The sequence below is a fragment of the Pseudomonas sp. MHK4 genome, assembly GCF_054600775.1.
The window spans coordinates 54200-68388 of the sequence record NZ_BAAIAK010000003.1 but is presented as its reverse complement, the minus strand read 5'-3'; the positions used below and the strand labels follow the sequence as shown (position 1 = coordinate 68388).

Annotated in this window: 12 protein-coding genes; 2 read left to right on the top strand and 10 right to left on the bottom strand. The window is 59.9% G+C overall.

What is annotated here, in order from left to right; genetic code table 11:
• Positions 1-33 precede the first annotated feature (33 nt).
• From ACYP2Q_RS08945 to ACYP2Q_RS08925, 5 genes are all read right to left on the bottom strand, one after another.
• Positions 34-1263, bottom strand: coding sequence for a nucleoside recognition domain-containing protein (locus ACYP2Q_RS08945; protein ID WP_459730153.1), 1230 nt, complete (start codon positions 1261-1263; stop codon positions 34-36).
• A gap of 192 nt (positions 1264-1455) precedes the next feature.
• Complete coding sequence (gltP, locus tag ACYP2Q_RS08940; RefSeq protein WP_459730152.1) at positions 1456-2787, bottom strand: glutamate/aspartate:proton symporter GltP; 1332 nt, start codon at positions 2785-2787, stop codon at positions 1456-1458.
• Between the two features lie 670 nt (positions 2788-3457).
• A complete protein-coding gene (locus ACYP2Q_RS08935) occupies positions 3458-3922 on the bottom strand; it encodes an inhibitor of vertebrate lysozyme family protein (RefSeq protein WP_459730151.1) in 465 nt (154 codons plus the stop codon).
• 2 nt (positions 3923-3924) lie between these two features.
• The gene (locus ACYP2Q_RS08930; protein ID WP_003170804.1) at positions 3925-4089 is read right to left on the bottom strand and encodes a DUF1328 domain-containing protein; all 165 of its coding nucleotides are present in this window, start codon (positions 4087-4089) and stop codon (positions 3925-3927) included.
• Positions 4090-4160: 71 nt separating this feature from the next.
• On the bottom strand, positions 4161-4448 hold the full coding sequence (locus ACYP2Q_RS08925; protein ID WP_459730150.1) for a hypothetical protein: 288 nt from the start codon (positions 4446-4448) through the stop codon (positions 4161-4163).
• 432 nt (positions 4449-4880) lie between these two features.
• On the opposite strand from ACYP2Q_RS08925, the gene algB reads away from it, so the two are divergent.
• Together algB and ACYP2Q_RS08915 are read left to right on the top strand one after the other, a co-directional pair.
• Positions 4881-6227, top strand: a complete 1347-nt coding sequence (gene algB, locus ACYP2Q_RS08920) for a sigma-54-dependent response regulator transcription factor AlgB (RefSeq protein WP_459730149.1) — start codon at positions 4881-4883, stop codon at positions 6225-6227.
• A gap of 10 nt (positions 6228-6237) precedes the next feature.
• Positions 6238-8028, top strand: a complete 1791-nt coding sequence (locus ACYP2Q_RS08915) for a KinB sensor domain-containing domain (protein ID WP_459730148.1) — start codon at positions 6238-6240, stop codon at positions 8026-8028.
• Positions 8029-8035: 7 nt separating this feature from the next.
• On the opposite strand, the gene ACYP2Q_RS08910 is transcribed toward ACYP2Q_RS08915, so the two are convergent.
• From ACYP2Q_RS08910 to ACYP2Q_RS08890, 5 genes are all read right to left on the bottom strand, one after another.
• Complete coding sequence (locus ACYP2Q_RS08910; RefSeq protein WP_459730147.1) at positions 8036-9649, bottom strand: EAL domain-containing protein; 1614 nt, start codon at positions 9647-9649, stop codon at positions 8036-8038.
• Positions 9650-9724: 75 nt separating this feature from the next.
• Positions 9725-10504: an N-acetylmuramoyl-L-alanine amidase gene (locus tag ACYP2Q_RS08905; protein ID WP_459730146.1), complete on the bottom strand. Its 780-nt coding sequence runs from the start codon at positions 10502-10504 to the stop codon at positions 9725-9727.
• Between the two features lie 102 nt (positions 10505-10606).
• Entirely contained in the window at positions 10607-12517 is a 1911-nt protein-coding gene (locus tag ACYP2Q_RS08900; protein WP_459730145.1) for a GGDEF domain-containing protein, read from the bottom strand.
• Positions 12518-13393, bottom strand: a complete 876-nt coding sequence (locus ACYP2Q_RS08895; RefSeq protein WP_459730144.1) for an endonuclease/exonuclease/phosphatase family protein — start codon at positions 13391-13393, stop codon at positions 12518-12520. It abuts the gene before it with no gap.
• A 14-nt stretch (positions 13394-13407) separates the two neighbouring features.
• The gene (locus ACYP2Q_RS08890; RefSeq protein ID WP_459730143.1) at positions 13408-14049 is read right to left on the bottom strand and encodes a thiol:disulfide interchange protein DsbA/DsbL; all 642 of its coding nucleotides are present in this window, start codon (positions 14047-14049) and stop codon (positions 13408-13410) included.
• Between the last annotated feature and the right edge of the window lie 140 nt (positions 14050-14189).

Genomic DNA, 14189 nt, shown 5'->3' with positions numbered 1-14189 from the left:
TAGGAGCTGGCTTGCCAGCGATAAATGTTGGATTCACCCAAAGAACCAGTAACAAACCCCGATCGCCCCCAGCACACCGGCCAATTCCGCCAACAACGCACACCCCACCGCATGCCGCGCTCGCTGGATACCCACCGCGCCGAAGTACACCGCCAGTACATAAAACGTGGTTTCGGTACTGCCCTGAATCGTTGCCGCCACCAGCGCCGGGAAGCTGTCCACGCCGGAGGTTTTCATGGTTTCGATCAGCATCGCGCGGGCGGCGCTGCCGGAAAATGGCTTGACCATCGCGGTCGGCAGCGCATCGACGAAACGCGTGTCCCAGCCGGCCCATTCCACCAGGTGCCGAATCCCGTCCAGACCGAAATCCAGAGCTCCGGACGCCCGCAGCACGCCCACGGCGCAGAGCATCGCCACCAGGTACGGCAGCAGGTTCTTCGCCACATCGAAACCTTCCTTGGCGCCTTCGACGAACGCTTCGTAGACCTTGACCTTGCGTAGCGCGCCGATCAGCAAAAACAGCATGATCAAGCCAAATAGCGTCAGGTTGCCAAGAATCGACGACAGTCCAGCCAGCGCGGTGGCTGACATCGTCCCCAGCAGCGCCATGAAACCACCGAGGGCCAGGGCGCCGGGAATCAGATACGCCAGCACCACCGGGTCCCAGATGCGCAGGCGTTGCATGAAGGCCACGGACAGGAAGCCGACGATGGTCGAGCAACTGGTGGCGAGCAGGATGGGAAGGAACACCAGCGTCGGGTCGGGCGCGCCTTGCTGGGCGCGGTACATGAAGATCGTCACCGGCAGCAGGGTCAGGGAGGAGGCGTTGAGCACCAGGAACAGGATCTGCGCGTTACTGGCGACCGTTGCGCTGGGATTGAGCTCCTGCAGGGCCTTCATGGCCTTGAGGCCGATCGGCGTGGCGGCATTGTCCAGGCCCAGGCCGTTGGCGGCGAAGTTCAGGGTAATCAGGCCGATGGCGGGGTGGCCGGGCGGGACCTCCGGCATCAAGCGCAAAAACAGCGGGCCCAAGGCCTTGGCCAGCCATTCGACGATCCCGGCTTTTTCGGCGATCCGCAGAAAGCCCAGCCACAGGGTGAGCGTGCCGAACAGCAGGACCATGACCTCGACGGACAACTTGGCCATGGCGAAGATGCTTTCCACCATCGCCGCGAAGATCCCGGCGTTGCCGCCGATCAGCCATTGCGCCAGCGCCGACACGGCAGCCACGATGAAGAAGCCAAGCCACAGGCCATTAAGCATCAGTCAAATCCCCCAAAAGATGCGCGAATGATAGCGGGGTGACCAGAAACGACAAACCCCGGATTTCTCCGGGGTTTGTGTATACCTATTACAGACTCTTGTAGGAGTCGGCTTGCCGGCGAAGGCGTCATCATTGGCGATGCAAGGCTCGAAGGCCCCTTCGCTGGCAAGCCAGCTCCTACAGGTTGTGCGTCAGTTGCTGGAGGTTTCGCCAGCCGGCAGCTTTTCCTTGCTGCGCCAGTGCGGCAGGGAGTTCCAGTAGCGCTGGCCCTTGGCGTCGTCGTACATGCCTTCCCAGCGGGAGATGACCAGCACGGCCAGGGCATTGCCGATCACGTTCAGAGCGGTACGCGCCATGTCCATCACGCGGTCGACACCGGCGATGAATGCCAGGCCTTCGAGCGGGATACCGACGCTGCCCAAGGTTGCCAGCAGCACCACGAAGGACACGCCCGGAACGCCGGCAATACCTTTGGAGGTGACCATCAGGGTCAGTACCAGCAGCAATTGCTGGCTGATCGACAGGTCGATGCCGTACAGCTGGGCAATGAAGATGGCTGCGATGCTCTGGTACAGGGTCGAACCGTCCAGGTTGAACGAGTAACCGGTTGGCACCACGAAGCTGCAAATGGCTTTTGGCGCGCCATAGGCTTCCATTTTCTCGATCACGCGCGGCAGCACGGTTTCGGAGCTGGCGGTGGAGTAGGCCAGTACCAGCTCATCCTTGAAGATGCGCATCAGCTTGATCACCGAGAAGCCGAACAGGCGAGCGATCAGGCCCAGCACCACGAAGGCGAAGAAGGCGATGGCGAAGTAAACCAGGATCACCAGTTTGGCCAGCGGAACCAGCGACGCGAAGCCGAAGTTGGCCACGGTCACTGCGATCAGTGCGAACACGCCGATCGGGGCGTAGTTCATGATCATGTGAGTGACCTTGAACATGCTTTCCGAAACGCCCTGGAACATTTTCACCAGCGGCTCGCGCAGGTCCGCCTGCAGGCTCGACAAACCGAGACCGAACAGCACGGAGAAGAAGATGATCGGCAGCATTTCGCCGCGAACCATGGCCGCGAAGATGTTCGACGGGATCAGGTTGAGGATGGTTTCGATGAACGCGTGTTCATGCTGAACTTCGGCCGCCGTGGCCTGGTACTTGGAAATGTCCACAGTGCCCAGGGTGCTCATGTCGATGCCGGCACCCGGATGGAAAAGGTTGGCCAACAGCAGACCGACCACGATGGCGATGGTGGTGACGATTTCGAAGTAGATGATGGTCTTGAAACCGATGCGCCCCAGCTTCTTGGCGTCACCGACGCCGGCAATGCCGACGATCAGGGAGGAAATGACGATCGGGATCACGATCATCTTGATCAGACGGATAAAGATATCGCCCGCTGGTTGCAGGACGTTGCTGATCCACCAGGCTTTTTCGGCACTGAAATGGTTGAGCAGCGCACCGATTGCAATCCCCAATACCAGACCGATGAGGATCTGCCAGGCGAGGCTAAGCTTTGCCTTCTTCATATCTTTACCCTTACTTCAGTTTGACTCGGACAAATGCATGAGCGGATTCGCTTGTGGCGAAAACGTCAGGGCACTTGCCCCCGTATAAGGAGCCCCGGAGCGCTTGTTAGTGGCTCTCTGGCAGGCGAAAAAAGGCGCAACTATTCCGATGCAAGGAAGCGACGTCTAATGCCGTAAACGCCTACCCTATGCCGAATCGGCATGAGGTTTTTCTAGTGAAACGCGCGTCCCAACCGGTTCGAATGCGACATATTGGCAGGCAAAAGTGCCGTGAACCGGCCATCACAGAGCAAGTTGGATGTTTTTTGATCAGCTGGGAGGGGCTTCGAAAAGACGGAAAAAGCCCTGATGTGCGCCGAGGCCCGGGCACAAAAGCAAGGCGATTTTTCTCGATGTACGGTCGCTCATTGAGCGCCGTGAACGTAAAACATTGGTTTTTCCAGTACAGCGCCTTGAGCCATAAGCTCTACGCAAGTCCGTCGAACCTCCGTCGGCTGGCGAACTTGCGTGGCAGCTTTACCCTGACCCGGCCCTTGCGCAGGCACTCCCTGTACCCGTAGCTCACTCCGCCCCTGAAACAGGCAGAACGTCCCGACCCCTTGGTCATGCGCCTGCCTTCCTCAGGTGGCGCAGCGGCAAAGAAGCGGTGAGCTTCTTTCGCGTCTTCGAATCAGTACCACTTTGGATCTTTTTTCAGCTGCTCCATTAACAAGTCCTGCATGCCCTGGTCCGGTTCTCCGAGGAAACGGTAGTTGGCATGCCGCGTGGGCGACTTGTCGGCCGGCAATCCTGCCGGTACTTCGACCAGCATGGCGTAAGCCTCTTTTTTGTCGAAACTGACGGCAACGATCAGGCGTTCGCTGGTGCAGCTGGCTTGGGATTGGCACAGCGGCCCCACCAGATATTTGTCGCCATCCTCTTCAACGGCGTTCATTTGTTGGGCATCGCCGGACAGGTTCATCACCCATTCCGGCAGGCGTTCTTCCTTCTTTACCACGCCTTGCCAGGTTTCGCGGTACTGCGGGTCAGCGTTCAAAAGCTCGTTGACCCGTGCCTGCCCATCATTGGCGGCGATTGCCATGGCACTACCGCCCAGTAGCAGGGCGGCTGCCAGTGTCTTTAACGAAACGCTCATGTTCACCCTCGGCCGCGACGGCCAAAGAAGAAGGAAGCGATGAACATCACCAGGAACACGACAAAGAGAATCTTGGCGATACCCGTGGCGGTGCCCGCGATACCACCGAAGCCCAGGACTGCGGCGACAATGGCAATGATCAAGAATGTGATTGCCCAGCTCAACATGGTGATTCTCCTTACGTTTCTATTTAAAGGTGCTGCATTCCCGGCGCGACGAGCGCACCAAGTCGATATGCCTAGAACACCCAGCGTTCCTGACGGGGCATCTCATCGGCGGGCTGCGCCTGGTCGACGTCCATCATTCTCATCGGGGTGTTGTCTGCCAAACCGCTGCCTGCCGCGCTGAAGTGGGTTTGGGTCGGATGTTCAAACGATACGCTCGGGGCTTCTGGCTGCTGGCTCTGTTCCCAAAGAAGGAACTGTTGACCGGCAAACAGGGTGATCAACAGTGCAAGTACCGCAAACAGGCCTTGCTGAACATGCAGTGGCGAGAGATGCAATTGGGCGGCACGTTGACGATTCATCCTGAAGCTCCTCCCACGCTGGGGATATCTGGTTGAGGGCTTTTGTTGTTGCCCTGCGTTAATCAGGTTATTGCAGCCTGCATGCCAGCTTTTTTCCTTTAAAAAATCTTTTAAAAACAATAAGTTATCTTCAAGCCACAAAGACGGCCCGACGCATCCTGCACGATGAGCCCTCGTGGGGTCGTGCGTAATGCACGACTCATTGCAAAGACGTCGCAATATTTTTGAATTGAGAGGAGGGCGCAGCTGTCAGAAATGGACGCAAGGCATCTCTGGTTCGGGTTTTCTTTCAAAGACGCGCAAACCCGGGTGCTGAAGAGAGGGGACAGGAGATAGCTACCCTGCCATGGCAGGAATGGATCAGAATGAACCATGCAACTTGCCCGATTTTTCCGTGACTAAACAAGATCATTCATTAAGGAGCGTAGGAAAATGGAATCCGCCACTGAGCACCAAGGCCGCATTCTTTTGGTGGATGATGAGTCTGCCATCCTGCGAACCTTCCGCTATTGCCTTGAAGATGAAGGCTACAGCGTGGCGACCGCTAACAGCGCCGCGCAAGCGGAAGCCTTGCTGCAACGTCAGGTCTTCGACCTGTGCTTCCTGGATTTGCGCCTCGGAGAGGACAACGGCCTGGACGTCCTGGCGCAGATGCGCATCCAGGCGCCATGGATGCGCGTGGTGATCGTCACCGCGCATTCTGCCGTGGACACTGCCGTGGATGCGATCCAGGCCGGTGCCGCCGACTATCTGGTCAAGCCGTGCAGCCCCGATCAGTTGCGCCTGGCCACCGCCAAGCAACTGGAAGTGCGGCAGCTGTCGGCACGCCTGGAAGCTCTGGAAGGTGAGATACGTAAGCCCAAGGATGGACTGGACTCACACAGCCCGGCGATGAAAGTCGTGCTCGAGACCGCCCGCCAGGTAGCCGGTACCGATGCCAACATCTTGATCCTCGGCGAGTCCGGCACCGGTAAAGGCGAATTGTCCCAGGCGATTCACGGCTGGAGCAAGCGCGCGAAGAAATCCTGCATCACCATCAACTGCCCGTCGCTGACTGCCGAGCTGATGGAAAGCGAGCTGTTCGGCCACAGCCGGGGCGCCTTTACCGGCGCCAGCGAAAGCACCTTGGGACGGGTCAACCAAGCCGATGGCGGTACCTTGTTTCTTGACGAAATCGGCGATTTTCCCCTGGTTTTGCAGCCAAAGCTGCTGCGTTTCATTCAAGACAAGGAATACGAGCGGGTAGGGGATCCGGTCACTCGTCGAGCCGATGTGCGCATTCTCGCGGCCACCAACCAAAACCTCGAGGACATGGTCCGCGACGGCCGTTTCCGCGAGGACCTGCTGTATCGTCTCAACGTCATTACCTTGCACCTGCCGCCGCTGCGCGAACGCCGGGAAGACATTCTCAACCTCGCCGACCGGTTTCTGGCCCGGTTCGTCAAGGAATATGCGCGCCCGGCACGGGGCTTCAGCGAAGAGGCCCGTGAGGCGTTGCTGGGTTACCGCTGGCCGGGAAACATTCGCGAGTTGCGTAACGTGGTGGAGCGCGCGAGCATTATCTGCCCGCAGGAACGGGTCGAGATCACCCACCTGGGCATGGCCGAATCACCGGTCAATAACGCCCCGCGCATTGGTGCGCCGTTGAGCCTGGATGAGCTGGAAAAGGCCCATATCGGTGCCGTCCTCGCCACCGCGGGGACTCTGGATCAAGCCGCCAAGACCTTGGGGATCGACGCTTCGACGCTGTATCGCAAGCGCAAGCAGTACAACCTGTGAGTCAGGGGCGATGAAACTGACGATGAAGTTGCAGACCCGGCTGTTCCTCAGCATTTCCGCGCTGATCACCGTCGCCCTGCTGGGCCTGCTGCTGGGTCTTGTCAGTGTGCTGCAGATGGCCGGGAGCCAGGAAGCGCTGGTGCGCAGCAACTTCGTCACCCTGGATCTGGGGCTCAAGCTGCGCCAGACCCTGGGCGATCAGTTGATCATCATGCTCAGTGAAAAAAACGATCCGGCCGCCTTCGAGGCATCCAGACAGCGTTACCTTGAGTTGCTGGAAGAAGGCATTGCCCAGGAGCCGTCCGACGTAGGCCTCGATCACGGGTTCAAAAAGGCCAAGGCTGACTATCTGAGCTTTATTCGCGCGTATGAGGCGTCCGCTGACCCGACGCGGGTGCTCAGCGGCAACGATGAGCTGACCGAAAAATTCAATTTGCTGCGCAATGGCTTGATCATTGAACACAAGCGGGCGCTTGACGATATAAGCACCGTCGAACGCAAGGCCCGTGAGCGTGCGCTGCTCATCGCCGGGCTGCTTGGCCTGGTCGGGCTGGCGGTGTTGATCATCGGCTTCGTGACCGCACATGCCATCGCCCGGCGCTTCGGCGAACCCATCGAGGCCCTGGCGCAGGCCGCGGATCATATCGGTCAGGGTAATTTCGACGTCACGCTGCCGGTGTCCTCGGCCGTGGAACTGAACCAGCTGACCCGGCGCTTCGGGATCATGGCCGAGGCGCTACGCCAACATCAGGCCACCAACGTCGATGAACTGCTGGCAGGACAGCAGAGACTGCAGGCGGTACTCGACGGCATCGACGACGGCTTGTTGATGATCGACCGCCAGGGGCACCTGGAGCACCTCAACCCGGTAGCGCAGCGTCAGTTGGGCTGGGACACCGATCGGCTCGGGCGAGGCCTGGGGGAGGCGCTGGAGCACCCTGAACTCGATGAGCAGCTGCAGCTGGTGTTGCGTGGGGGTACGCTGGAGCGAGTGCCGGATGACCTGAGTATCGAGGTCGATGGCGAGACGCGGTTGCTGACTTATAGCCTGACGCCGGTCATTCATACCCAGGGGCAGATTCTCGGTGCGGTGATGGTGCTGCACGACGTGACCGAGCAACGGGCCTTCGAGCGGGTGCGCAGCGAGTTCGTCTTGCGCGCCTCCCATGAATTGCGCACACCCGTGACCGGCATGCACATGGCATTTGGCTTGTTTCGCGAACGCGCGCATTTCCCGCAAGAGTCCCGTGAAGCCGACTTGCTGGACACCGTCAACGAAGAAATGCAGCGGCTGATGCAGCTGATCAACGACTTGCTGAATTTCTCTCGCTACCAGAATGGCTTGCAGAAGCTCACCCTGGCGCCGTGCTCCATCGAAGATTTGCTGGAGCAAGCGCAGGTTCGCTTTAACGACGGTGCGCAAGAGAAGGGCGTCGAGCTCCTGGTAGAAGTCCAGGGGCCCTTGCCAAGGTTGCAAGCCGATCAGCCGCAACTGGACCGGGTGCTCGATAACCTGATCGATAACGCGATGCGCCATACCGCCAGTGGCGGACTGATACGCCTGCAAGCCAGGCGGCATGGGGATCGGGTCATCATCAGCGTCGAAGATAATGGTGAAGGCATTGCCTATGGGCAGCAGGGGCGGATCTTCGAGCCCTTTGTCCAGGTCGGTCGAAAGAAAGGCGGGGCCGGGCTCGGTCTGGCGTTGTGCAAGGAAATCGTGCAGCTGCATGGTGGCCGGATGGGCGTTTATTCGCGTCCGGGGCAGGGCACTCAGTTTTATATGACGTTGACGGTGTAAGCGCTTTTTACGCTTCGTCATCCAGGCGTCGGCCGGCCAGTCGGCGACCTCGGGTAATCAGCTCGATGAACTGCACCGCACTCAGTGCGTGAGCGAATAGCCAGCCTTGGCCGAATTTCACCCCCTCACTGCTCAGGAGCGCTGCCTGGGCTTCATGCTCGATACCTTCGGCAATCACCTTCAAGTGCAGTGACTGGGCCATGTGAATGATATGCGGGGCGACACCGCTGCTCGCCGCGTCGTGGCCCAGCGCATCGATGAAAGCCTTGTCGATCTTGAGGCAATCCACCGGCAGGGTTTGCAGGTAGGCGAGGCTGCAATAACCGGTGCCAAAGTCATCGATCAGTACCTGATGCCCGACATCCCGCAAGGCTTGCAGGTTTTCCCGGGCCACCACCACATCGATCAATCCGCGTTCGGTGACTTCGAAGGCAATCTGCTTGGCGGCGACCCGGTGCAGGGTCAACAGGCGGGCCATCACCTGGCCGATCCGCGGCACCATGACATCACAGGCCGCCAGGTTGACCGAGATATACAACTGCGGATTGGCGCGCAGCAGTTGCCCCAGTTGCTCGAGCAGGCGTTGCAGGACAAAGTCGGTCATCTGGCGGATCTGCCCGGTGTTCTCCGCCATCGGAATGAACAGGTCGGGACTGGTCAGGGTGCCATCCGGCCTGCGCCAGCGCAGCAGGGCCTCAGCCCCGACACAGTTACGGCTGTCGAGGTCGAAGATCGGTTGATACAGCACCTGCAACTCGCCTCGACGAATGGCGCCCGTCAGTTCAGCGTCCAGTGACTGGCGTTGCCGCACCAGCAAGAACACCAGGAAACCCACGCACAGTGCCAATAGCACACAGGCGGGTAGCAGCCACCACCACACAGGTGGTATATGCGTGCCGCTGCGCGGGCTGATCAGTACCAGCTGGTATTCCGGGTTGTCAGTGGGCATGCGGTAAATCAACTTGGCCGGGGTGACTTGCAGCGCATCACGGGTTTTCGGCGGCCAATGGCCGGTCGGTGGCCAGGCTTGCGCGATGCCCAATACCGGAATCGCCCGGGTGCCATGGTCAAGTACCACCAGCAGGCTGCTACCCGGCGACAGGTCGACCATGTCGGTCAAATGGCCGCGAGAGGTCGCTACCCGGAAATTGCCCCGACCGAGCATCAGCGCGGCGCGGTTTTCATCGGGCTCGGTGGTGGTGTTCAACCAGTAGCTGTAGGTGGGGCCTTTGATGTCCGGTGGCCTTATCAGGGACAAGCCTTCCTGGCGCGGACGGTTGGAGCAGATTCGCGAGTCGTCCATGTAGGCCGCCTCATAGACGAAGCGATAATTGAAGCTGACCTGCTGCAGGGTCGCGATCATGTCGTCGTCGCAGCTGCGCAGTGGCTGGGCTTCCAGGTCATCGAGACTTTCGCGCAATTGCCCAAACAGTTGCTCCAGTCGGGCGAGGAAGCGTTCGCCTTGGGCGTTCATTTCCCAGCTTTCGTTTTGCTCAACCTGGTGAATGGCGACGAAGTAGCTGCCGGCCATCATCAATGTAGCGCTCAAGACAGCAGCCAGCATCGCCAGAAACCAAGGGCGATAGAACCAACTTCTGAGTGTCTCTCGAGCTACAGTCATTATGGAATATCCGACGGATTACCAATGAGTTATAGCTGCTGTTTGAGAAACGTGCTGACCGTCGGGCGATCGTCATTATTTTGTCTGAATTAATACCTGAAGCATCGCAGCTGTTTGTGCGTCCGGCGTACCGTCATAGCGCGACGGTCGGAAATGCATCTGGAAGGCCGCCAGGACATGGCGGGTAGCGACGTCCAGCTCACCGGTTTGCGGCGTGTCATAACCGAAGCGGGCCAATTGTGTCTGGAACCAGCTGATGCTTGGCAGCTGTGTTTCGAAGCGGATTTGCTGGCGCGCTACGGCTTGCTCATTCGGCCAAATGCCGATCCCTTGCTCGGCCAGGCGCTTCCAGGGAAACAGGGGCCCCGGATCAAGCTTGCGTAAGGGTGCGATGTCGCTATGGCCGACAATGTTGCGCGGGCTGATGGCGTAGCGCTGGCTGATGTCCTTGAGCAGGACGATCAGGGACTGCACCTGCGCTTCGGAGTAGGGGTACCACAGGCGCCCGGTCGGGGTGTCCTTGAAGCCTGGATTGACGATTTCGATGCCGATGGAGCTGGAGTTCATCCAGGTCCGACCTTGCCACTGGCTTTCCCCGGCGTGCCAGGACCGCAGATTTTCATCCATCAGCTTGTAGATGGTCGCGTTCTTGTCGTCGCCGACCAGGTAGTGGCTGCTGACTTCGCCGTGGGTCAGCAGTTGCAGCGAGCGGTCCAGCGATGCCGAGGTGTAGTGGAGTACGACGAACTGAATACGACTGTCGTGGTTGGCCGAAGCATGACTGGTGTCGTAGCGGGGACCGCTGGCGCAACCGGCCAACAGAATCAGTGACACGAGGAGGGCAAGATATTTCATGGGAAAGCCAACGCACAAAAGACAGTAATGCAACAGTGTAACGTACTGTCTTGTGCGTGTTGGCTCATCGCAACGATTTGAACAAAAAGCAGCGACAAGCGTTCAGCCCATCTCCACCCGGTTGCGCCCGGCATGTTTTGCCCGGTAGAGCGCCTGATCGGCTCTTTTGAGCACCAGATCGCTGTGCTCACCGGCTCTGAATGCCGCCAGGCCTATGGAGAGGGTGACCGTTACCGGCTCACCCCGGAAATGAAATGGGCAGGCTTCGATAGCGGCGCGCAGTGTTTCCAGGAGTTTTTTGCCGTTCGCCGGGACGGTGGACGGCATCAGCAGGACAAACTCCTCGCCGCCAAACCGCGCAATGAAATCCGTTCCGCGCAGGCGCTTGCGCAGCACGCTGGCAATGATTTTCAGTACCTTGTCGCCCGCCAGGTGCCCGTAATTGTCATTGATGCGCTTGAAGTGATCGAGGTCGAGCATGGCCAGCAGCAGCGTGTTGCCGTGCTGCTGCCATTGGCCGATCTCATGCTCCAGGCGCTCGCTCCAGGCCGCGCGGTTGGGCAGGCCGGTCAGCGGGTCGATCAGGGCTTTCTGGCGTTGCTCTTCGAGGTGCTCGCGAAAGCCCTGGGCTTCCTGTTCCATGTGGGCAACCCGTTCGGCCAGGCTTTGCAGGCGGGCCGCCACCTCCTGCTCGCGTTCGTCGCGCTGCTGGCGGTGCTGGTCCATGGTGCCGAGCAAGCCTTCCAGATGGTTTTCCAGGACGTGCTTGAGGTCATCCAGGTCGGCTGCTTCCTGCACGCTGCTCTGCAGGCCGTCGACCTGTTCGCGAATCTGCGTGTCCATCGCATGGGCGGCGGATCGGCTGTCGGCATGGCCGGCGCTGGCAGCTTGCAGGTTGCTCTGGAAAGATTCCAGGCGTTCGTTGAGCCGCTGCAGATAGGCTTCGAATTCGTGTTGCCCACTGTCGGAAATGGCCAGCATCAAAGTCGCCAGATCGTCGAGGATCGGCAGCAGTTCATACCAGTTCAATCCATTTTTCAGACGTTCACGCATTGATTCGGCTTGCGGGCGATGCCGCTCGGGTAGCGTCAGGTCGTCGAGCAAGCCCAGCAAGGTGTCTTCAATGTGCTTGGCGACCGAACTGTACGATGGCTCGGGCGAATCGGGCAGGGCGTAGAGCATGTCCTGCTCGGGCAGCCTTGTATCGATGGCAGCCAGGGTCTGGGCCATGGGCTCGGGCAGCGGCAAGGTGTCGAGCAACAGGGCCGGGCTCAATTCGTCGGGATTGAGTGCTTGTTCAGCCTGAGGCGTGGCTGTGACAGGCGCTTGCTGCGCCTCAAGGTCTGGCGCAGCAGATTCAGGCGGTATGTCCGGGGTCAGCTCTGGCACGGTGTCGGCCACGACGGATGGAGTCGCAACTACAGGCGCCAGAACAGTTTCGCCCGTCTGCGCGAAAGGTGCCTGTTGCGAGGGGGCGGCTTCTTCGGCGTCACGTTGACCGAACAGCCGCTGCAACAGGCCCGGGCGTTCGGGTTCCGCCGGGCTCTCCAGTTGGCTCAGGGCCTTGCCTTGCAGCCCGCTCAGTTCACCGAGCAGCAACGGCATCTCGCGCGCCTGGCTGACGCGGCTATCCAGTTGCTTGGCAAAGCGCTTGAGGGGGCGGCTGACTTCCCGGGGCAGTGGCAATGTTTGCAGCTGCGTGACCAGGGCGTTGAGGGCGGCGCTGGTCTGGTTGATCCGGGTTTCCCGACGCTGCTCGGAGTCGAGTACGGCTTTTTCCAGGCGTGGCAGCAGGGCGGCGAGACCGGCGTCCATGTCGTCGGTGCGCACCACTTCGCGCATTTCCTTCATGCATTGGTCAACGACGCGGTCGGTGCCCTCCGCTGCCAGCGTGCTGCGCACCAGCCCCCGGCGCAGCAGGTCGAGCCGGGCGTCCCAGCGACGCTCGAGCTTTTCCTGTTGTTCGATGCTTTTAAGGTATTTCTCTTTCCAGCGCTGTGCTTCTTCGCTCATTCATGGGATCCGCGGGGGGGCAGGACTCAACGCGGGCAATGCATCGGCCGTGAGCGAACCCGGCAGACGAATCTCTACCGCGACCGGCAGGTGATCGGAAATGGGTTGCGCCAGCACCTCGACCTTTTCCAGGGTCAGGCTCGGGCTCAGCAGAATATGGTCCAGGCAGCGCTGCGGGCGCCAGCTGGGGAATGTCGCATCCAGTTGCGGGGCCAGCAGGCCAAGGTCGCGCAACGGAGAGTTCTGCAGCAAATCACTGGCGTGGGTGTTCATGTCCCCCATCAAAACCTGGTGCTTGTAGCCACCGATCAGCTCGCGGATGTAGGCCAGTTGCAGGCTGCGGGCGCGAGCGCCGAGTGCCAGGTGCATCATGACCACCACCAGCGCTTCCGCGCCTTCGCCGAAGCGCACCAGAATCGCTCCGCGACCTTTCGGCCCGGGCAGCGGATGATCTTCGATCGCCCACGGACGCAGGCGACTGAGTACACCGTTACTGTGCTGGCCCAGGCGACCGAGGTTGCGATTGAGTTGTTGATACCAGTAGGGGAAGGCGCCGAGCTGGGCCAGATGTTCGACTTGATTGACGTAGCCAGAACGCAGGCTTCCGCCATCGGCTTCCTGCAGGGCGACCAGATCGAAGTCGCCCAGCAGGTTGCCGATCTTCTGCAGATTGTCGGCACGCCCGGTATGCGGCAACAGGTGTTGCCAGCCCCGGGTCAGGTAATGCCGATACCGCTCGGTGCTGATACCGACCTGGATATTGAAGCTGAGCAAGCGCAGACGGCTGTCTGCGGGCAGGCCCGTCGATTCCAGGTGATGCTCGTTGACCCGCGGATCATGCAGGCCAACGACTCTTTCGGTTCCCCAGCGGCGCATGGCAGGCGCCTCGCTTAGTTGGCGGCAGCCTTGTTAGCCGCTCGCTCTTGGTCGACCAGTTTATCGGCCAGTTGCAGGGCTTGCTCGGCACCGCCGGCAGAGCCCACGTCAAAACGATACTTGCCGTTGACGATCATGGTGGGTACGCCAGAGATTTCATATTTCTTTGCAAGCTCTTTGGCTTTGTTGATCTGGCCCTTGATGGCGAAGGAGTCGAAGGTGGCCAGGAACTTGTCCTTGTCGACACCCTGGGTGGCCAGGAAGTCCGCCATGTCGTTCTTGTCGGTCAGCTTCTTGTGTTCCTTCTGGATGGCTTCGAATACTGCAGCGTGGACCTTGTGCTCGACGCCCATGGCTTCGAGGGTCAGGAACATCTGGCCGTGTGCATCCCATGGACCGCCAAACATGGCAGGAATACGTACGAAATTCACGTCGGAAGGCAGCTTTTCAACCCATGGGTTGATCACCGGTTCAAAGGCGTAGCAGTGCGGGCAACCGTACCAGAACAGCTCCACCACTTCGATCTTGCCAGGCACGGCGACCGGCACCGGATTGCTCAGCTCGACATAAGGTGCGGCGGGGGCTTCAGCGGCTTGGGCAGTCATGCCGAACAGGCTGGCAGCGGCAAAAACGGCGCTGATGATCAGATTACGCATGCTTTACTCCTGGACAAATTTTATCGCCTCGCGGGACCTGAATTAAGACAGGTCTTGGCGGGCCTGAGTTCTGTAGTGTAACGGCAGCGGCCACAAAAAAGGGCGGCCAAAGCCACCCTTTTTATACTTGCTGTGACGGA